We start from the raw sequence: 19660 nt of genomic DNA, 5'->3' as shown, positions 1-19660 counted from the left end.
GTTTTCCGTCTGGAATTACCTCTATAGGCTCATTTCACGCTTTTTGCTTCCTGCCAGAGCGCTTCCATCTCGGGCAGGGTCGCCTTCTCCAGCGTGCTGCCGGATTTCTCCAGGGCCTGCTCCACATAGTGGAAGCGCGACCGGAATTTTTCGTTGGTGCCGCTGAGCGCGGCTTCCGAATCCAGTTTAAGGTGACGGCCGAGATTGACGACCGCGAACAGCATGTCGCCGAACTCGTCCTTGATCGACGCCGTGTCGCCCTTGGCCAGCGCTTCGCGCAGCTCGCCGATCTCTTCCTCGATCTTGTCGAGGATGGGCGCCGCCTCGCTCCAGTCGAAGCCGACACGGGCAGCCTTCTCCTGAAGCTTCAGCGCCCGCGTCAGCGCGGGCAGGGCGACCGGAACGCCGTCCAGGAACCCCCTGCCATTGTCTTCCGGGTCGAGGCCGCGCGCCAGGCGGGCGTCTCGTTTCTCGGCCTTCTCCTGCGCCTTGATCTTCTCCCACATGCCCTTTGCCATGCCGGCGCTGCGGGCCTTCTCGTCGCCGAAGACATGCGGATGGCGGCGGATCATCTTGGTTGTGATCGCCTGGACCACATCCGGAAAGGCGAACGCGCCGGCCTCCTCGGCCATCTGTGCGTGATAGACGACCTGCAGCAGGAGATCGCCGAGCTCGTCGCGCAGATCGTCGAGGTCGCCTCGCGCGATGGCATCCGCCACCTCATAGGCTTCCTCGATCGTGTAGGGGGCGATGGTCGCGAAATCCTGCTCGATGTCCCACGGACAGCCGGTCTTCGGCGCGCGCAGCGCCGCCATGATCTCGATCAGTCGTGAAATGTCTTTCGATGGGGTCATCTAGAGCTATTCCAGGAAAAGTGTGAAACGATTTTCCGTCCGGAATTGCGTCAAAACGGAGAGCTAGAATGGTTCTGTGTTTCCGTGAAACGCGGGACCATTCTATTGGATGCTAACCTGCCGCCGGTCGCCCGGCCAACGCCGTCAGCCGGCGAGGGCGCCTTGTCCACAGCTGAGCCGCATCAGTCGAGGACGGAGACGATCGCCTTGGCGAGGTCGTCCATGCCGTCCTCCGGAAGGCCGGCGACATTGATACGGCTGTCGCCGACCATGTAAATGCCATGCTCGGCACGCAGCCGCTCGACCTGCGCTTCCGTGAGGCCAAGCCGCGAGAACATGCCGCGATGGCTGGCAACGAAATCGAAGCGGTCGGAGTTGGACTGCCGGCGCAGCGCCTCGGCGAACTGGACACGCAGCCTAAGCATGCGCAGGCGCATCTCTTCGAGCTCGGCTTCCCAGTCGGCGCGCAAATCGGCGTCTTCCAGCACGATGCGCACCGCCGCGGCTCCGTGGTCCGGCGGCATCGAATACATGGCGCGCGCTGCCGACAGCATCTGGCTCATCGCCACATCGGCCTGGGCGCCGTCCTTGGCCAGGATCATCGCCGCGCCGACGCGGTCGCGGTAAACGGCAAAGTTCTTCGAGCAACTCGACGCGACGACCATTTCCGGAACCTTAGCGGCCAGCAGCCGAAAGCCCAGCGCGTCGGCCTCGAGGCCATCGCCAAAGCCCTGATAGGCAATGTCGACGAACGGCAGCAGGCCGCGCTCGACGACCAGGCCGGTGACGGCCTCCCATTGGGCCGCGTCCAGATTGGCGCCGGTCGGGTTGTGGCAGCAGCCATGCAGCAGCACCACATCGCCGCCTTTGGCCGTCCGCAGCGCCGCCAGCATGTCGTCGAAGCGCACAGTGCCTGTCCCGGCATCGAAATAGGGGTATTCACGGATCTGCAGGCCGGCGGCGCGCATCACCGGCATATGGTTTGGCCAGGTCGGATCCGACAGCCAGACCGTTGCATCCGAACGCGTCCGCTTGAGCAATTCCGCCACCAGCCGCAGCGCACCTGAGCCGCCCGGCGCCTGCGCCGCGCGAATGCGCGTCATGTCCGCGCCCGGGCCGAAGGCGAGCTTGGCCATCACCGTGTTGAAGCCGGTATCTCCGGCAAGGCCGAGATAGGTCTTGGTGTCCTGGCTGTTCAGGAGGCGCTTTTCCGCCTCACGCACAGCACGCATCACCGGCGTTTTGCCGTCGCGGTCCTTGTAGACGCCAACACCGAGGTCGACCTTGTTGGGACGCGGATCGGCGCGATAGAGGCCGATCAGGGCAAGGATCTTGTCGGCGGGAGCGGGCTGCAGGTCTTCGAACATCGTTATGGTTCCGTTGGCGCGGCGGAGTGATACTGAAATCGAGCCCGCTTCACCAGCGGTTTCGGTTAAAACAAAGGCAAAAGCGACATTTGGCGATGCCACTTGTTGCGCCGCGAGATCGGCATCGGACAAACAGGACGGTTGCCCGGTTTTGCCGGTGAGGCGAGGGCCGCCGAGAACGATACCCCCAGGCGGACCCAGCGAAAAAATTGGCAGGGACCGGATTAAAATCCCCACATGCTCCGTAAACAGGGCATGAAACGGTCGATGCCACGCTTTGACATCATAGGACAGCTCGGCTCGCTGCGGCGCTACGCCCGTTCGCTGACGCGCGACGGCGCGGACGCCGAGGATCTGGTGCATGACGCGCTGGTGCGCGCCTATGAGCGGCGCGGCACGTTCCGCTCCGGCGGCAATTTGCGCGCCTGGCTGCTGTCGATCGTCCACAACACGTTCATCGACCGCATGCGCTCGCGTCGCTCGGAAGCCGCGCGCATCGAACAGGCAGGATATCTGGCCGACGGCAGCACGCCGGCGCCGCAGGAGCATTCGGTGCGCCTGGCGCAAGTGCGCGACGCTTTTTTCAGTTTGCCGGAAGAGCAGCGTTCGGCGCTGCATCTGGTCGCCATCGAGGGCCTTTCCTATCAACAGGCGGCCGATGCCATCGGCGTGCCGCTGGGAACGCTGATGTCGCGTATCGGCAGGGCCCGGGCAGCACTTCGTCAGATGGAAGACGCAGCCCCGGCGCGCGGCAAAAATCATCTCAGGATCGTGGGAGGCGAGTCATGACGACCGCTGCAGTCGACCCCGTCACCGACATCGATCTCGACGCTTATGTCGACGACCAGATCGACGTCACGCGCCGCATCGAGGTCGAGGCTTTTCTGTCGGCCCGTCCGGAAGCGGCGGCGCGCGTGATGTCTGATCTGCGGACCCGCGACGAGCTGCGCGTGGCGCTTGCCGGCTCCAAGGGCATGGCGCGGCCGGCGACCGCTGACGCCGCGCGGCGGCTGGAGAGGGGGCTTGCCCGAGGGCGCACCTTCGGCGTGCTGCAGCGTGCGGCGGCGGTGGCTGCCTTCGTCGCCGCCGGCTGGCTGGCAAACGGCATTGTCGGCCCGATGTCGGTGACCAAGGTCGTCGCTTCGCCGCAGCCGCCGGCCTATGTCGAAGAGGCGGTGCGGGCGCACAGGACGACGCTGGTGCGCGAAACCATGCCCTCGCAGCCCGAGGCGCCCAATTACGACGCCGGCGAGATCCGCGCCGCGACCGCCATTGTCATGCCGTCGCTGCCCAAGGACTGGAAAGTGCGCGACGTGCAGATCTATCCGTCGCGCTTCGGTCCAAGTGTCGAGATGGCTGTCGATACCGGCGATATGGGACTGGTGTCGCTGTTCGCCATCCGGCCGGGAACCTTCGATGTCGTCAAGCCGACCGTCGCGCCCTCGGGCGACATTGCCTCGGCCTATTTCCAGATCGGCGAGGTCGCTTACGCGGTGGTCGCGAAAAGCGACGTCCACGACCTCGACCGTGCCGCCGAGATGCTCGCCAGAACGCTTTACTGACCGATCCACAAAGGAGAACTCAAATGAATACGCCCAATCTGGGATATCGCGTCGGTACCGGCGCCCAAACCGGAGCCGCCTTCGACGAGGGCCTGCGCCAGCATATGCTGCGCGTCTACAACTATATGGGCCTTGGCCTCGTGGTCACTGGCCTCGTCGCCTTCATGGTGTCGTCGACGCCGGCGCTCTACGTGCCGATCTTCTCCAGCCCGCTGAAATGGGTGGTGATGCTGGCGCCGCTGGCCTTCGTGATGCTGTTTTCGTTCAAGATGCAGACCATGTCGGCGGCAAGCGCGCAGATGATGTTCTGGGCCTTCTGCGCGGTGATGGGCCTGTCGCTGGCCTCCGTGTTCCTGGTCTTCACCGGCACCAGCATCGCGCGCACCTTCTTCATCGCCGCCACCATGTTCGGCGCCACCAGCCTCTACGGCTACACGACCAGGCGTGACCTGACGCAGTTCTCGTCCTTCCTGATCATGGGCCTGATCGGCGTGGTGATCGCCAGCATCGTCAACATCTTCCTCGGCTCGACCGCGCTGCAGTTCGCCATCTCGGTCATCGGCATCGCCGTCTTCATCGGCCTGACCGCCTGGGACACGCAGACGATCAAGGAGCAGTATTCCGAGAATTTCGACGGAGAATCGCGCCAGAAGCTCGCCGTCTTCGGCGCCTTCTCGCTCTACCTGAACTTCATCAACATCTTCCAGCTGTTGCTGAATTTCACCGGCGAGCGCGAATAACCACCGTCCGCTATGGGCAAGGGCGAGGATCATCGCCCTTAATGCAGGGTGGCCGGAGGGAAACCTCCGGCCACAATTCGTTTGCGTCCCAGGAGCTTGAGTCCCCGGGAGCTTTTGCTAGTCTGACCGCCGGCCTTCAACACCGTGCGAGGACATGTGGCAGACAGCCAAACGCTTCATAGCGACGGCATCTCGGCTGTTATAGTCGGGCAGGGCGCCGAACTGGTTTCACTGCGGGACGAGCGGGGATTTGAGTTCCTGTGGCAGGCCGGACCGGAGTGGCGGCGCCATTCACCGGTGCTGTTTCCGATCGTCGGCCGGCTGAAGGGCGACCAATTGCGCCATCGTGGCCGGACGTATCCGATGACCCAGCATGGCTTCGCGCGCGACAAGCCGTTCGCATGGGCGCAGCGGAACTCCCGGTCCTGCACGCTGGTGCTCACCGACGATGCCGACACCCGTGCCCGCTATCCCTTCGCCTTTCGCCTTGATGTGACCTACACGCTGGATAGCCGCCAGCTTGGCGTGACCTTCGAGATCAGCAACACCGGTGACGAGCCGTTGCCGGCATCGATCGGGGCGCATCCGGCCTTCAATTGGCCGCTGCTGCCGGACCTGGCCAAGACGGACTACCGGCTGACCTTTGCCGAAGACGAGCCGGCGCCGGTACGCCGCCTGAAGAATGGCCTTCTGATCGCAGCGCCGCAGCCGACGCCCATCGAGGGCAGGACGCTTGCACTGTCCGAACGGCTGTTCGATGACGACGCCGTCATCCTGGATCGGCCCGCGAGCGCCAGCGTACGCTACGCTGCCGACCACGGTCCGGCGATCGAAATGTCATGGCAAGGAATGGAAGAGCTCGGCATCTGGTCCAAGCCAGGCGGCGCGCCGTTCCTGTGCATCGAACCCTGGCACGGTATGGCAAGCCCGGCCGATTTCGACGGCGAATTCGCAGACAAGCCCGGCCTGATGCTGATCGAACCGGGCGCGAAGCGTTCGCTGGGCTACCGGATCAGACTGGAGCAGGGGCGGCCGTGACCAGCGGACGGCCAGCTGGAGAACCAACGCCGTGGGGCATCAAATGAAACTTGGCTTCCTTGGCACAGGTGCGCTCACGGCAGCTATTGTCACCGGGCTCAAATCCGGCGCCGACAATCCGGTTTCGGTCGTGTTGTCGCCGCGCAACGAAGAGATTGCCGCGAACCTCGCTTCCCGCTTTCCGAATGTCCGTGTCGCGGCCGACAATCAGGCGGTCCTCGATGCGTGCGACACCGTAATGCTGGCGGTCCGCCCGCAGATTGCCCATCAACTGTTGCCCGAATTGCGGTTTCGGCGCGACCATCATCTCATCAGCCTGATAGCCACGCTGTCGCGTGAGGAAATAATCGGCCTGACTGCACCCGTGAGCCGCGTGACGAAAGCGTTGCCCATGCCGATGATCGCTCATCGGTTGGGGGCGACGATCATTTACCCGCCTGATCCGGGCGTGAGGGCATTGCTGGGCGGACTGGGGAATGTGATCGAGGTCGACAGCTCGAGCGAGTTCGACGCGTTGAGCGTGGTCACCGCGACCTATGCCACATACTTTAAATACCTCGACACGATCCATCGCTGGCTGGAGGCGCATGGTGTTCCAGACACAAAGGGCCGCGACTATCTATATCGCGGCGCTCTTCAAGGCGCTGGGACACGCTCCGGAGACGCCGACTTCACGCATCTGGCGCAGGACTATGCGACCCGTGGCGGCATCAATGAGCAGGTTCTGGGCGACCTCACGGCCCGCAATGTCTTCGACGCGCTCACGGAAAGCCTGGATAGTGTGCATCGGCACATTTCGGCGGCTGGGGCCACCTGACGGAACCGGACGAGAAGCGTTTGTTGAAGTGCCGGCCCAGGCTGGAGCAGGGGTCTCGGGTGGAGGTTTCTCCGGAGCCAAAGACCATGTCCGGCGCGAAGCCCGGGCGCTGTCAAAAAACAATCCACCTATTGGCGACGTATTGGATGCGTCGAGCAGGAGAGAGATGGGTATGGCCGAGACTCTGAATTCAGTCGTTGACGCGATCGGAGGAACTCCGTTGGTTCGACTTGACAGGTTGACAGAACAGGCAGGCGTAAAGGGCACAATCCTTGCCAAGCTGGAGTACCTGAATCCAGGCTTCTCAAAAAAGGATCGTGCGGCACTGGGAGTAATCGAGGAGGCCGAAGCCTCAGGCGTTCTCAAGCCAGGACAAACAGTCGTCGAGCTCACATCCGGAAACATGGGCACGGGCCTTGCCATCGTCTGCGCGATCAAGGGCTACCCATTCGTCGCGGTGATGTCGAAAGGCAACTCGCAAGAGCGTGCCCGAATGATGCGCGCGCTCGGTGCGGACGTGATCCTGGTCGATCAGTTGCCGGGGTCAGTGCCGGGGCAGGTCTCGGGCGGCGACCTGGCACTCGTTGAACAGACTGCCAAGAATGTATCGGCGGAGCGCGGCGCGTTCCGTGCGGACCAATTCAATCGAGACGGGAACTGGCTCGCGCACTACCATAAGACCGGGCCGGAAATTTGGGATGCCAGCCACGGAGGTGTCGATGCATTCGTGGACTTCATCGGCTCGGGCGGAACTTATGTGGGAGTGACGAAGGCACTTAAGGAGCGCAACCCTTCGATCAAGTGCTTTGTCGTGGAGCCCGAAGGTGCCGCCGCCGCCGCGGGTGAGAAGATCACACAGGCCGAGCATCCGATCCAGGGCGGTGGCTATTCAATGCCTGACCTGGCTTTCCTGAAGAACGCACCGGTCGATGGCTACATTCAAATATCCGGTGGCGAGGCGCGCCAGACCGCTCGTTTGCTGGCGCGCTGTGAGGGCATTTTCGGCGGGTTCTCATCCGGTGCCAATGTTGCCGCTGCACTTCGCCTCCTTTCCGGGAAAGAATCAGGGAAGCACATAGCCGTCGTGATTTGTGATTCAGGGCTGAAATATCTGTCGACCGATCTCTGGGGTTGAAAAGCGCTGGTTGGGTTGGCGCTGCAGAGGCGAGGACTGTCCACATCTCCAATTGCTCAAGCGCCGCGTCGCTACGGACAAAAGTCGCATAAGATAGATTATGGAACTAGCGCATTGGCGAGCAGCTGGAAATTGCTGCTGATTTTCATGGGCTTGAGACCATTGATGCGTGTTGCCTTGCGTGAATGGCCAACGCTACGCTGTGCGGATGACGACAGCAAAGCGTGAGATGGATTCGGCGATCGAGGTGTTCGTACATGGATACAGCACCGACAAAAGCCGCACCTTTCCTTATGAGGCCAGCCGTGTTGGGCCATTGTGGCTGATGCGCGATGCCGAGCGCAAGAATCCTCGCGAGTACCGCAGCGAGGAATGGGTCGTCCATGACGTTGCCGCCCAGCAGGCCGATACGATCGTGCGGCAGCATGCGCGGCCGGGTTTCACCATGTCCGTCGTGATCGCGAACGACGAACCGGACGGGCCGACGCGAACCGCTTACAAGGCTCTCGGCTACCGGCTGCTACGGACGGAAGGCTTCTTCGTCCAGCCATTGCGCCAGATTCCAAGCCCGCCGGCAGTCGTCTCGATCGAACGCGTGCGAACGGCCGAACGGGCAGCGCAGTTGGCAAAGATCGTGCGCAGGCGGCCGATCCCGGACGAATTGCTCGGCGACGGCGCGCCGTTCCGCCAATATGTGGCGGTCGATGGCGACGACATCGTTGGACGCGTGCGCAGCATAGACGCCGTGGGCGCCACGTGGTGCGCGGCCATGTATGTCGAGCCTTCGCACCGGCGTCGCGGCATTGGCCAGGCGCTGTTGTCGAAAATGCTGTTCGACGACCGGGCCCATGGGTCGACATGCTCGGTGCTGGCTGCGACCCACGCCGGAGCGCTGCTATACAATCGCATGGGTTATGAGCGGATCGGCACGCTGCTGATATTCCAACCGAAGAAGCAAGCGGCCAAATGAGAAAGCGTGCTTATCACGCTGTTTCATAAGGGATTTCGATCACCATGCCATCGTAGGCGGGCTCGATCTCATCGGGTGTTTCAGCCATCACCGTGGCGTAGTCGAGCGGCACATGCATATGCGTCAGGATCGAGTGTCTGGGTGCCAGCCGTTCGATCCACTCCAGCGCCTGGCCAAGCGACAGGTGGCTCGGGTGTGTCCTGTACTGCAGCGCGTCGATGATCAGCACGTCGAGGTCGCGCAGCCGCTCGACGGTGGCGTCCGGAAAATCGCTGATATCAGGGCAATAGGCGAGCGCGCCGATGCGGAAGCCGAGCGAGATGATGTCGCCATGGATCTGTGGCAATGGCTCGAGGGTGAGGGTGCCCCCCTCGCCTTCGATCACGACAGGCTTTGCGTGATCGATGATATGGGCGTCGACGATCGGCGGATAGGAACTGCCTGGTGGCGTCTCGAAGCAATAGCCGAACGCCTGGCGCAGCCGCAGCATTGTCGGCTGGTCGGCATGGACATCGATCCGGTGCCGCTGGTCGAGGACGAAGCCGCGCAGATCGTCGATGCCGTGGATATGGTCGGCATGCGGGTGCGTGTAGACGGCGGCATCGATGCGCTTGACCGACGCCAGCAGCATCTGCTGGCGGAAATCCGGTCCGGTGTCGATGACGACGGTGGTGCGGTTGCCATTGGCCTTGATCCGTTCGACCAGGACAGCGGTGCGCATGCGCCGGTTTCTCGGATTGTCCGGGTCGCAATTGCCCCAGTCGCCGGTGATGCGCGGTGTACCCGGCGACGAGCCGCAGCCGAGAATGGTGAGGCGCAGCAGGTCAGTCATCGTTCAGGCGCTTTGTTCGACAGGTCGCGGCATCTTGCCGAACAGACGGAAGAAATTGTTGGTCGTCGACGTGGCGATTTCAGCCTCGCTGACGCCGATCGTTTCAGCCAACACCTTGGCGGTCTGCGCGACATAGGCCGGCTCGTTGCGCTTGCCGCGAAACGGCACCGGCGCCAGGTATGGCGCGTCGGTTTCGACGAGCAGGCGGTCATGCGGGACATTGGCGGCGATGGCGCGCAATTCGACTGAATTCTTGAAGGTCAGGATGCCCGAGAACGACACATAGCCGCCGAGCGCGACGCCGACCTCGGCCAGCCGGCGCCCCGAGGAAAAGCAATGCAAGATGAAGGGGAAGGCGCCCTTCCCGGTTTCGTCTTCGAGTATGGCCGCCATGTCGTCGTCCGCATCACGCGAATGGATGACCAGGGGCAGCCCGGTCTCGCGCGCGGCGGCAATGTGAGCGCGAAATCCCTGCGCCTGCGCATCGCGTGGCGCCTTGTCGTAAAAGTAATCGAGCCCGGCCTCGCCGATCGCCACCACCTTGGGATGAGCCGACAGGCGGACAAGATCGGCGGTGGTGACGTCGAGTTCTTCGGCGGCGTTGTGCGGATGGGTGCCGACCGAACAGTAGACCTCGTCGAAAGATTCCGCGATTTCAAGGATTTGCTGAAACCGTTTCACGCGGGTCGAGATTGTCACCATGCGGCCGATTCCGGCCGCTTTGGCGCGGGCGACAATGGCCGCCCGCTCCTCGGCGAAATCTGGAAAATCCAGATGGCAGTGGCTGTCGACAAGCATCAGGCGTTCACGCCCGGCTGTTCGACATAGCGTGGAAAGACGCCCTCCGGCACGGGCAATGCCGTGCCGGGCACAAGCGCATGGTCGGCATGGACATGCTCGAAATCACGCTTGTCCGCCGGCACCGCCAGCAGATCGAGCAGCTTCGCGGCCGATCCCGGGACAAAGGGCTGGCACAGCACCGTCACGCGCCGGACCACTTCGGCGGTCGTCCACAGCACCGTTTCCATGCGCTCCGGATCGGTCTTTTTCAGCGCCCATGGTGCCTGTCCGGCGAAATATCGATCGGCTTCCGCCACCACATCGAAGATCGCCGCCAGTGCCAGATGAATGGCCTGCCCGGCCATGGCCTTGCGGGCAGTGGCAAGGGCCGCCACCGCCTGATCCAGGATCGCGCTGTCGGCCCCCGTCAGGTCGCCGCGCTTCGGCACCGCGCCGCCGCAGTTCTTGGCGATCATCGACAGCGAACGTTGCGCCAGGTTGCCGAGCCCGTTGGCGAGATCGGCGTTGGTGCGGTTGACGATCGCTTCATGGCTGTAGCTGCCGTCCTGGCCGAACGGCACTTCGCGCAGGAAGAAGTAGCGCACCTGGTCGAGACCGTAGTGTTCGACCATGGTGAACGGGTCGATGACGTTGCCGACCGATTTCGACATCTTCTCGCCGCGGTTGAACAGGAAGCCGTGGCCGAAGACGCGCTTCGGCAGCGGGATGCCCGCCGACATCAGGAACGCCGGCCAATAGACCGCGTGGAAGCGCACGATATCCTTGCCGATGATGTGGGCATCCGCCGGCCAGAACCGCCATTTCTCATCTTTTTCATCGGGATAACCGACGCCGGTGATGTAGTTTGTCAGCGCGTCGACCCAGACATACATAACGTGCTTTTCGTCGCCAGGCACCGGCACGCCCCAATCGAAAGTGGTGCGCGAGATCGACAGGTCCTTCAGCCCCGATTTGACGAAGCTCATCACCTCGTTGCGGCGCTCGGCCGGCCCGATGAAGTCGGGCTGGCTTTCATAAAGCGCGATCAGCTTGTCCTGATAGGCCGACAGCCGGAAGAAATAGCTCTCTTCCTCGACCCATTCGACCGGCGTTCCCTGCGGTCCGTAGCGGACGTTGTCGGGACGGACCTCCGTCTCCTCCTCGCCGTAATAGGCTTCGTCGCGCACCGAGTACCAGCCGGCATAGCCGCCCTTGTAGATGTCGCCATTGGCGTCCATCGCCTTCCAGATCGCCTGCGATGAGGCGTAGTGCCGTTCTTCCGTGGTGCGGATGAAATCGTCGTTGGAGGCGTTGAGGGCGGCCGCCATGCGCTTGAAATCGGCCGAATTGCGGTCGGCCAGTTCGCGCGCCGAAATGCCTTCGCGCTTGGCCGTCTGCAGCATCTTGATGCCGTGCTCGTCAGTGCCCGTCAGGAAGAAGACCTGCTTGCCGTCGAGGCGCTGGAAGCGCGCCAGCGCGTCGGTGGCGATCACCTCATAGGCATGGCCGATATGCGGCTTGCCGTTCGGATAGGAAATCGCGGTCGTGATGTAGAATGTGTCGCGTGACATGAATGAACCGTCATGAATGTCTGAATGGAAGCTGTGGCGGTGGATATCGCATCGGAATGGCGATTGCCATCCCGGTGGGTCCGTCACATTCGCATCGCAGAGTTCAGGCGGTCGATCATGGTCAAGGCGTGCTGCTTCTTGTCGAGATTGTAAGTGTCGGTCTCAGATATAGCGTCCAGCGCCTCATGCCAAGTGTCCGACAGGTTTTTGGCCCGCGTGAGATCGCCAGACAGCGCTGCCTGGCTCGCCGCGTCTGACAACAGATCAAGCGCACGGCGATTGAAGATGTCGAACTGGATCGCCTGGTCGCGTCCGGCGACGGCCTCGGCAAGGCGATACGCGCCGCCGACATCGCTCTTTCCTGCCGCCACCAGCCCATCGAGGGTCCGGGCGATCTCCAGCCCGCCATACTGCGTGAGAAGGATGGCATTGCGGGCGCTGCCCCCTGCCCGTTCGACAAGCGCCGCCCGCGCGGCCGGATCGTCTGGCGGCGGCGGCTCGGCGGTTTCCAACACGGCCAGCAACTCGTCGGCATCGAGCGGCGTCAGGCGCACCACCTGGCAGCGCGAGCGGATCGTCGGCAGCAGGCTGCCTGGCGCGTGGACGATGAGAACGAACAGCGTTCGTGCCGGCGGCTCCTCAAGATTCTTCAGCAACGCATTGGCGGCATTGGCGTTCATGTCGTCGGCCGGGTCGACGATGACGACCCGGTAGCTGCCGTCATGCGAGGTCAGCGACAGGAAGCGGCTGACCTTGCGGATCTCGTCGACGGTGACGACGGTCTTGAAGCTTTTGGTCTTGTCGTTCAGCGGACGGGTCAGATGCAGCACGCCCGGGTGCGCCCCGGTGGCGATCTGGCGGAACAGCGGCGAGGCCGGATCGGGAACGGCAAGGCTTTCCGGCGCCTGCCCGAATGCCGGGTGCTTCAGCAAATGATGTGCGAGATGGAAGGCCAGCGTCGCCTTGCCGATGCCGACCGGCCCGGCGAAGATCAGCGCATGCGGCAGCTTTCCCGATCGATAGGCGGCGGCGAGCATGTCCGCGGCCTGCCGATGCCCGACCAGACGAGGCGTTTCGGACGGTTCGGGCACGCCGTCCAGCGTGTCGTGCTGTTCCGGCGCGATGCGTTCGAAGATCATACCGGTGCGGCCTGCCTGTTGCGCGTGGACGCCCTCGCCTCTAGCGCCGCGAACACGGCGGCGGTGACGACGTCCTCCACCGTGTCGGGCTTGGCGGACGCATCGACGACGATGCAGCGCTCCGGCTCGGCCGCGGCGATCGCCAGAAAGGCCGCGCGGCGCGCCTGGTGGATGGCCAGCGTTTCCTTTTCGAAGCGGTCGGCGCCGTCATCGCTGCCGCGCCGCAGCGTCGCGCGCCTGAGACCCTCTGCCGGGTCTATATCGAAGATCAGCGTCATGTCGGGCATCATGCCGTTGATAGCGACCTGCTCCAGCGTCGCCATGAACGCCGGGTCGATGCCGCCGGTAACCCCCTGGTAGACGCGCGAGGAATCCAGGAAACGATCGCAAAGCACGATGGAACCGTGCTCGACCGCCGGCCGGATGACCTGCTCGACATGGTCCGAACGCGCCGCGGCGAAGAGCAGCGCCTCCATCTTCGGTCCGAAGGGTTCCGCTGCACCTGAAAGCAGGACATGCCTGACCGCTTCGGCGCCCGGCGAACCGCCAGGTTCGCGCGTCAGCAGCACATCATACTTCTTGGCGCGCATCTTTCTCGCCAGCCGCTCGATCTGCGTCGACTTGCCTGCGCCCTCGCCGCCTTCGAAGGTGATGAAAAATCCGCGCGCCAATCGAAAGGGCCTTTGTCCATGTTGGAGTGGATTGTTGCGCTCTAGATAGTCCGCGTTCGGGGAAACGTCCATGCTGTCGGTGCTATCGCAGCCAGCCGATCGCCAGTTCCTTGACGGCATCGAGCGCGCGCTGCGGCAAGGTGCCGACGCTGATCGACTCGGCGGCGAAAAGCGGCGTCTCCTGGCTCAGCGTGTCGCCGATCCAGACGCGCAGCGCGCCGACCGGCTGGCCCTCCTCCACAGGTGCGGCGACCGGGCCGTTATAGACGATCTTGGCCGTCAGCTTGTCGCGGTTGGTGATCGGCAGGAAGATGGCGATCGGTCCTTTCGCCTTCAGCGTCACGCCGGATTTCGCCCCGCCGAAAACCTGGGCCTCGCCGACCACCTCGTCCTTGGCGAAGATTTCGGTTTTCTCGAAGGAGCGAACGCCCCAGTCGAGCAGCTTGCGCGCCTCTTCGGCGCGTTCCTTGTCGTTGGCCAGCCCGCTCAGCGCCGCGATCACCCGCGTGCCGTTGTGGCTGACCGAGCCCACGATGCCGAAGCCCGACGCCTCGCTCGCGCCAACGGCCAGGCCATCGGCGCCGATATCCATCGCCAGCAGCGGGTTGCGGTTCCTCTGCGAGATCTTGTTCCAGGTGAAATCCTTCAGGCTGTAGTAGCGATAGAAATCCGGGTAGTCGCGCCACAGATGCAGGGCGAGCTGCGTCAGCTCGCGCACGCTTGTCTGCTGGCCATCGGCCGGCAGCCCGGTCGAATTGACGAAAGTCGATGTCTTGAGACCGATCTGGCGGGCGCGTTCTGTCATCTGCGCGGCAAAATTGTCCTCGGACCCGGCCATGCCTTCGGCGATGACGATGCAGCCGTCATTCGCGGCCTGCACGGTCACCCCCTGGATCAAATCCTCCAGGCGGACGGACGATTTGAGCTTGGCAAACATCGTCGATGTCCCCGACGGGGCGCCGCCCTTGCGCCAGGCGTTCTCGCTCACCACGAAGGTGTCGTCGAGCTTGAGGCGTCCGGATTTGATGGCGTTGAAAACCACTTCCATCGTCATCAGCTTGGCCATCGAGGCCGGCTGGATCGGCTTGTCGGCATCCTTCGAGAACAGCACCGTGCCGGTGTCGGCATCGATCATGAAGGCCTGTGCGGCCTTGGTCTCGAAAAGCTGTGCGTGGGCCGGAGCGAGTGAAAGCAGGAGGCCGAGAAGAAAAAACCCGGCAAAAGGCTGAAGCAAGCGAAACTGCATGAAATTCGACCCGTTGGCCGGTCTCTCCCGGCAAGCCCGTGAAACTATGGGGCTTTTTCCAATGCGGATCAACTGTGACGGATCAAACTGCGGCGGATCAACGGTTCAGCGGAAAACCGGCTCTCGAAATCAGTCGCGCACGGCCAGCGCGTCGGGCGCGCCATGCGACCATGCCGCCTGCAGCATCTCGTCCAGCCCGCCATGGCCATTCGGATAGAGATTGACCGCATACCAGTCGTTGCCGTCGAGATCGGAACGCTGGATCTCCGTTCGGCCAAAGGGCTGAAGTGCCGCCGCCACGCGTTTGGCTTCAGCGGCATCGTCGAAGGTGCCGGCGGCGACATAATCGGAACTGGACGGCGACGCCAGCGGATTGGATTTCTTCCACGACCGCAGGATGTCGGCCGGCGACATGCCGCTGTCGTCAAGCGCGGCGAAGACATCGGCCCGCTGCACGCGTTCATTCGCATAGGACAGCGAGGCCACGGCAAACGGCGATTGCGGCGGCAGGCTGATCTCCGGGCGCTCGGGCACGATCGGTCCGAAGTCGGGCAGCACCACGTCGCCGAAAGCGGTCGCTTGCGCCGCCAAGCCCGGCTGCGCCGCGAACGCCTCTCCGGAATTCGTCAGCTGGCCCGGGAACGGTGCGGCGGCACCCACCGGCAGGCTCGGCGACGGTCCGTTCATGGCCACCATGACACCGGTTGGCAAGCCATCCGACGGATCCGGTATCCTGTTGCCTGGATGGTAGGATGCCATCAGATACTGGTCGTCGTCGCCATCGAGCGGAGCCCGACCGACATATTCGACCTTCACCTTCGCGGTGCCGACCTTGGCGTAGTCGAGCATCTGTGCCGCGCGCTCCGAGACATCGATGATGCGCCCCTCATGATACGGCCCCCGGTCATTGACGCGCACGATGACCGAGCTGCCGGTTTCGATGTTGGTGACACGGGCATAGCTCGGCAGCGGCATGGTCGGATGCGCAGCGGTCAGATGCGTCATGTCGTAGACTTCGCCATTGGCGGTCAGCCGACCATGAAAGGCGTCGCCATACCACGAGGCCAGGCCGACCTTGGCGTAGCGCTTGTCTTCCTTGGGATAATACCACTTGCCGCGCACCTGGTAGGGCTTGCCGAGCTGGTCGCGGCCGCCGCCGCGCCGCATGACGGCGGCACGCGGGCTTGCCTTCACGCCATATTCGGTTTCGGCGAAATATTCCTTGGAGCGATGCCTGGGATTGATCATCCCCTTCGGCTCGGGCTGCGACGCGCAAGCCGCCAGCAAGGCAGCCGACGCGGCAAGCAGCGCAAGCGTGGAAGCGCGACGAAGACGCTGATGCGTCGTAGCCTGCATTTTTCCTGAAATCCCCTACAGTCTCACTCAAAACGCCGTGGTTTGAACATCGGAGGAGCCAAAGCACTCACTCGACAACACCAACGACGCCTTGAAACCCCGATCCTTTGTGCGCAGGAATTGTTTATCACGGTATTAACCGATTGTGGCCGGAACCGGGCAAGATTGTGGCCCTCCCATTGCTGTGCCGACGGCCAGCCCTGGACCGATCGTTCGGTAGGTTCGTGGTGGTGCATGCCAAAGCTCGGGAATTGTAATAACCCTGTATATATCTACTCTCGGAAATCATATGTGCCCCGATAGTGCACCTTTCAGGGTTTGCCGGAACGATTGTCTGCCCTTGCGCTGACATAAGCTTTGAGGGAGGATCATTCAGCCTTGGGAGGGGCTGGGGGAATGAAAATAAAATCGTTGATGGCACTTGGTGCCACTGTCGCAATTTGTGGCTGCCAGACTAGCAATCAAGATGACTACATGCAGATAGGATATGGGCCTAGCTTTGAGGTCGCGCATGCTCAATGTGAGATGCGGAAAGGATCGGTAGACCAAGGTTATCTTGCGATCGGATCACCGGCTTTTGTTGCCGGTGCTGGCCTGGGCAACGCTCTCGACAATGCGATCGCCGAGGATCAATACATGAAGAACTGTCTGATCATCAGCGGTTGGAAGCTCGCACCTCGCGGGAAAGGCGCCGCCGCGGCAACAGCCGCCGCGACCGGCGCGCCACCAACACCTTATGGCGTGGCACGCGCGCCTGGCAGTTGGATAAACACTGCCCTGCTGGATTGGTCCGCCGCCAACAACAAATGCGTTGCCGGTGACAAAGCCGCCTGTGCCACTCGGACCAAGCTCGGCGCCCAGTTGAGGGCTGCCGGGGTCAATCCGACGCCGGTGTGAGAGTTGACGGGTCTCCGGAGATCCATCTAGGGATGGAAGCGTTACGTCAGCACCTGACGGGAGGCCACCAGGCAACATCTTTGCCGGCGTATTTTAGCATCTGCTTGAATTTCGTCTGAAGCAGGATCATGATGCAATGGGTCCAGAGGGGTAAGGCGTCATGGAATTCGCAAGCTGTTATGAGCAGAGCGCAAGCATTTTTGCGTCGTCTGCCTTCCTGAACATGACGGCTATTTTCGTAATTTTAGCCGCGTTTGCCGCTGCACGGTTGATAACACTGTCAGGCACGGGATCTGTCGACCAGCTTCAGACCGCGTAAAGCCCGGCGCATATGCCCGGGAAAAGGTGACCGCATGGGGCATGATGCTCTGGGCGGCCTGAACAACGATGCGGCGGCGGCACGCCTTGCTGCCTGACGTGGTAAAATCCGATATCGTTGATCGAGAAGCCGATGGCAGCCGCCCTACTCCAAAGGCGGCTCTTCGCTCGGGGGCGTCAAAACGGTGATATCCATTCTGGCGATCATCGATGCGGCGCGCCCCTGGGCCCCAGGATCAGTATCGCCTGTTTCGGCGACCATGGCCTTGGCGCGATGTCCTACGCTATCTGTGCTTTTGCCCGGCGCAAATCCTTCGCCTGTTTCTGTCTTTGCGGGTTTCAGTAGGGTTTCCGGTGTTTGCCGATGCTGACTTCCAATCGCCGAGACCATGGATACCTCCGCTGTGAGGCCCCTATTGTAGCTGGGTAAGCTGTCGCGAGCCTGACCAGAGGGATGGCGCCGGCAAGGGCCGGTTCAATAGATCTGCACGCCCAGGCGATCGTTTCGTCTCCATCGGAGCGCTGCACGGTATCGGGCATCATCCGCAGGCACGAGGAGGATGAAGCGTTCGGGAACAATGGCGCTCGGGTCGACCCTCAGCTCCGCGCCGTGAGCATGCTGGTTTCTGATCGAGCATTTTATGGTCGAACTCTCGGTGACTATCGTCCCTTCCTTCAGAACGGTCTGCCGAGCATGAAAGCGGCGCTCTTTCTGGGGTTGATCGGGATCGGTCATCTCGCTGCCACGACGAACTTCACACGCATGTACAGAACTCTCACAAGAACCGCGTTTCAATCAGCATGTGCTAAAATAGTTCCGGAACACTTTATTCGATGTGGAAGCCGCCAGATCTCTCGCCCCCCGCTGTTCAGCCGCGAGGCTGCGCCGGACACGCGAACCGGCGCGTCCCGCTGAACATTTATGCGCACCAACTGCCGGGACGGCAGGAAGGCACCGCAGCGGTGGTTGACGCGGCCCTCAATGCAGCTTTACAGGAATGAACAGCGCCCGGTCGGGAATGCCTTCGGTGCCAATCCGGTGCCACCAGGCGAAAACCTGTCGGAAGCGCACTATCCAAGTGATTGAAAAATCACGACGGAGGGATGGCCGAGCGGTTTAAGGCACCGGTCTTGAAAACCGGCGTGGGCGCAAGTTCACCGTGGGTTCGAATCCCACTCCCTCCGCCATTGAGTGCCAAGGTCCGTTTCCTCACTAGGCATTAGCCGGCTATCGACGCCGGACCAAAGTCTTGACAGCCGCAAGCAAAGGTCTGACGTAACCGCTTTGGTTCCGCACTTGTCCATTGGACGTTCTTTATTTTAGCCAATATGAATATATGATTGCGTTGAGGGAGCGCCGCTATGTTCATTGACTACTACGAAGTTCTCGAAGTCAGCCCAAACGCCAACTCCGAAACGTTGGAACGGGTGTTTCGTTATTTTGCCATGCGTTACCACCCCGACAATCAGGCCACCGGCAATGAGGCGCGCTTCAGCGAAATCGTAGAGGCTCACAACACGCTGAAGGATCCTGTCAAACGTGCGCAGTACGACATCCAGTACAAGGACCATGCGGGGCTCAGCCGGGAGTTGTCCGAGGAAGCCGGAAACACCAAAGGCATGGAACGTGACGTCGTCATTCAAGCCAGACTGCTCGCGCTCCTTTATGTAAAGCGCAGACAGGACGTCAACAATCCCGGCATTGGAGATGTCGAGCTTGAGCGATTGTCAGGCTGTCCGCGAGAGCATCTCGAGTTTCATCTCTGGTACATGAAGGCAAAGGGTTGGATCGCAAGGATCGAGAACGGGACGATGGCGATCACCGTTGAAGGCATCGACCGCGCCAATTCCGATCATCGCCGTGACCCGACCACCAAACTCCTGGACCACACGGTCGCTTGAAACTCGCGCTTGGCGCCGGCCGGGCGGCGTATCCGCGGCGATGAGGCGCGTGGCGGTGCAGCGACGGTCCGATTTGCTCAGTCGGCTCGCTGGGTGCGCTCCGCGAGGGCAAATGCCTGCAGGTTCCTCGCCTTGCCGACGTCCTGATCCGCATTTGCGATGATCGAAAAGAAGGCCGCCCTGGCGATATCCTTCTTCGAGGCGCCGGGATGCTCCTTCTTGGCAGCCTTGACGAGCTGCTTGGGAGACATGTCGGGCGTGACGACCCTCATGAGGGTGTCACCGATCGCACTCATTTCATTTGCGTCCATGATGGGCATCCCCTGCTGATTGCAAATGCCACGATAGCAAGGACAACTCGCGGCCGCCAACATGGTTCTTGATCAACATGGGCCTTGAAACGAAAAACCCCGCCGGCAGGGACCGGTGGGGTTAGTCCTGGGAGGACGCGCGTAACGCTGCGTT

The 19660-nt window shown here is 62.4% G+C and carries 21 protein-coding genes and 1 tRNA gene; 10 read left to right on the top strand and 12 right to left on the bottom strand.

Annotated features, from left to right (window positions below; all coding sequences use genetic code 11):
• Positions 1-29: 29 nt before the first annotated feature.
• Both mazG and LB568_RS22960 read right to left on the bottom strand, forming a co-directional pair.
• Positions 30-854 (bottom strand): nucleoside triphosphate pyrophosphohydrolase, encoded by an 825-nt coding sequence (mazG, locus tag LB568_RS22965; protein ID WP_224731304.1) that lies wholly within the window; start codon positions 852-854, stop codon positions 30-32.
• A gap of 182 nt (positions 855-1036) precedes the next feature.
• On the bottom strand, positions 1037-2221 hold the full coding sequence (locus LB568_RS22960; protein ID WP_224731303.1) for an aromatic amino acid transaminase: 1185 nt from the start codon (positions 2219-2221) through the stop codon (positions 1037-1039).
• 255 nt (positions 2222-2476) lie between these two features.
• Here LB568_RS22960 and LB568_RS22955 point away from each other — a divergent pair, with 255 nt between their 5' ends.
• From LB568_RS22955 to LB568_RS22925, 7 genes are all read left to right on the top strand, one after another.
• Entirely contained in the window at positions 2477-3010 is a 534-nt protein-coding gene (locus LB568_RS22955; protein ID WP_041164234.1) for a sigma-70 family RNA polymerase sigma factor, read from the top strand.
• Complete coding sequence (locus LB568_RS22950; protein ID WP_224731302.1) at positions 3007-3783, top strand: anti-sigma factor family protein; 777 nt, start codon at positions 3007-3009, stop codon at positions 3781-3783. The genes LB568_RS22955 and LB568_RS22950 overlap by 4 nt, the downstream gene beginning before the upstream one ends.
• Before the next feature lie 23 nt (positions 3784-3806).
• The gene (locus LB568_RS22945; RefSeq protein WP_013895621.1) at positions 3807-4523 is read left to right on the top strand and encodes a Bax inhibitor-1/YccA family protein; all 717 of its coding nucleotides are present in this window, start codon (positions 3807-3809) and stop codon (positions 4521-4523) included.
• A 156-nt stretch (positions 4524-4679) separates the two neighbouring features.
• The gene (locus LB568_RS22940; protein ID WP_224731301.1) at positions 4680-5561 is read left to right on the top strand and encodes an aldose 1-epimerase family protein; all 882 of its coding nucleotides are present in this window, start codon (positions 4680-4682) and stop codon (positions 5559-5561) included.
• A 43-nt stretch (positions 5562-5604) separates the two neighbouring features.
• Positions 5605-6378, top strand: coding sequence for a pyrroline-5-carboxylate reductase (locus LB568_RS22935; protein ID WP_224731300.1), 774 nt, complete (start codon positions 5605-5607; stop codon positions 6376-6378).
• 172 nt (positions 6379-6550) lie between these two features.
• Complete coding sequence (locus LB568_RS22930; RefSeq protein WP_224731299.1) at positions 6551-7513, top strand: PLP-dependent cysteine synthase family protein; 963 nt, start codon at positions 6551-6553, stop codon at positions 7511-7513.
• Positions 7514-7721: 208 nt separating this feature from the next.
• Positions 7722-8483, top strand: coding sequence for a GNAT family N-acetyltransferase (locus LB568_RS22925; RefSeq protein ID WP_224731298.1), 762 nt, complete (start codon positions 7722-7724; stop codon positions 8481-8483).
• A gap of 13 nt (positions 8484-8496) precedes the next feature.
• Here the strand turns inward: LB568_RS22925 and LB568_RS22920 are convergent, their stop codons facing one another.
• From LB568_RS22920 to LB568_RS22890, 7 genes are all read right to left on the bottom strand, one after another.
• Positions 8497-9315: an MBL fold metallo-hydrolase gene (locus LB568_RS22920; protein ID WP_224731297.1), complete on the bottom strand. Its 819-nt coding sequence runs from the start codon at positions 9313-9315 to the stop codon at positions 8497-8499.
• A 3-nt stretch (positions 9316-9318) separates the two neighbouring features.
• Positions 9319-10113: a TatD family hydrolase gene (locus tag LB568_RS22915; protein ID WP_224731296.1), complete on the bottom strand. Its 795-nt coding sequence runs from the start codon at positions 10111-10113 to the stop codon at positions 9319-9321.
• A complete protein-coding gene (gene metG / locus LB568_RS22910; protein ID WP_224731295.1) occupies positions 10113-11666 on the bottom strand; it encodes a methionine--tRNA ligase in 1554 nt (517 codons plus the stop codon). Before metG ends, LB568_RS22915 begins: the two co-directional genes overlap by 1 nt.
• 83 nt (positions 11667-11749) lie before the next feature.
• Positions 11750-12805: a DNA polymerase III subunit delta' gene (locus tag LB568_RS22905; protein WP_013895613.1), complete on the bottom strand. Its 1056-nt coding sequence runs from the start codon at positions 12803-12805 to the stop codon at positions 11750-11752.
• The gene (gene tmk, locus LB568_RS22900) at positions 12802-13476 is read right to left on the bottom strand and encodes a dTMP kinase (protein WP_224731294.1); all 675 of its coding nucleotides are present in this window, start codon (positions 13474-13476) and stop codon (positions 12802-12804) included. Before tmk ends, LB568_RS22905 begins: the two co-directional genes overlap by 4 nt.
• A gap of 82 nt (positions 13477-13558) precedes the next feature.
• Positions 13559-14722, bottom strand: coding sequence for a D-alanyl-D-alanine carboxypeptidase family protein (locus LB568_RS22895; RefSeq protein ID WP_224731293.1), 1164 nt, complete (start codon positions 14720-14722; stop codon positions 13559-13561).
• Between the two features lie 129 nt (positions 14723-14851).
• Positions 14852-16078 (bottom strand): septal ring lytic transglycosylase RlpA family protein, encoded by a 1227-nt coding sequence (locus LB568_RS22890; RefSeq protein WP_224731292.1) that lies wholly within the window; start codon positions 16076-16078, stop codon positions 14852-14854.
• Between the two features lie 396 nt (positions 16079-16474).
• Between LB568_RS22890 and LB568_RS22885 the strand changes: the two genes are divergently transcribed.
• A complete protein-coding gene (locus LB568_RS22885) occupies positions 16475-16975 on the top strand; it encodes a hypothetical protein (protein ID WP_140569814.1) in 501 nt (166 codons plus the stop codon).
• Positions 16976-17438: 463 nt separating this feature from the next.
• Here LB568_RS22885 and LB568_RS22880 read toward each other — a convergent pair whose 3' ends face one another.
• Both LB568_RS22880 and LB568_RS22875 read right to left on the bottom strand, forming a co-directional pair.
• Positions 17439-17684: a hypothetical protein gene (locus tag LB568_RS22880; RefSeq protein ID WP_140569812.1), complete on the bottom strand. Its 246-nt coding sequence runs from the start codon at positions 17682-17684 to the stop codon at positions 17439-17441.
• An 84-nt stretch (positions 17685-17768) separates the two neighbouring features.
• Positions 17769-18029 carry a PilZ domain-containing protein gene (locus tag LB568_RS22875; RefSeq protein WP_140569810.1) on the bottom strand — a complete coding sequence of 87 codons (261 nt, stop codon included), beginning with the start codon at positions 18027-18029 and terminating at the stop codon, positions 17769-17771.
• Between the two features lie 362 nt (positions 18030-18391).
• Here LB568_RS22875 and LB568_RS22870 point away from each other — a divergent pair.
• Together LB568_RS22870 and LB568_RS22865 are read left to right on the top strand one after the other, a co-directional pair.
• Positions 18392-18481: transfer RNA gene (locus LB568_RS22870), tRNA-Ser, on the top strand.
• Between the two features lie 174 nt (positions 18482-18655).
• Positions 18656-19195, top strand: a complete 540-nt coding sequence (locus LB568_RS22865; protein ID WP_140569793.1) for a DnaJ domain-containing protein — start codon at positions 18656-18658, stop codon at positions 19193-19195.
• A gap of 77 nt (positions 19196-19272) precedes the next feature.
• Here LB568_RS22865 and LB568_RS22860 read toward each other — a convergent pair whose 3' ends face one another.
• On the bottom strand, positions 19273-19506 hold the full coding sequence (locus tag LB568_RS22860; RefSeq protein ID WP_140569792.1) for a hypothetical protein: 234 nt from the start codon (positions 19504-19506) through the stop codon (positions 19273-19275).
• Positions 19507-19660 lie beyond the last annotated feature (154 nt).

Origin of the sequence: Mesorhizobium sp. B263B2A (assembly GCF_020165775.1) — a bacterium.
In the GTDB taxonomy this organism is placed as follows: Bacteria; Pseudomonadota; Alphaproteobacteria; order Rhizobiales; family Rhizobiaceae; genus Mesorhizobium; species Mesorhizobium opportunistum.
The sequence above is the reverse complement of the archived record's forward strand: the minus strand, read 5'-3'. Positions and strand labels throughout refer to the sequence as shown.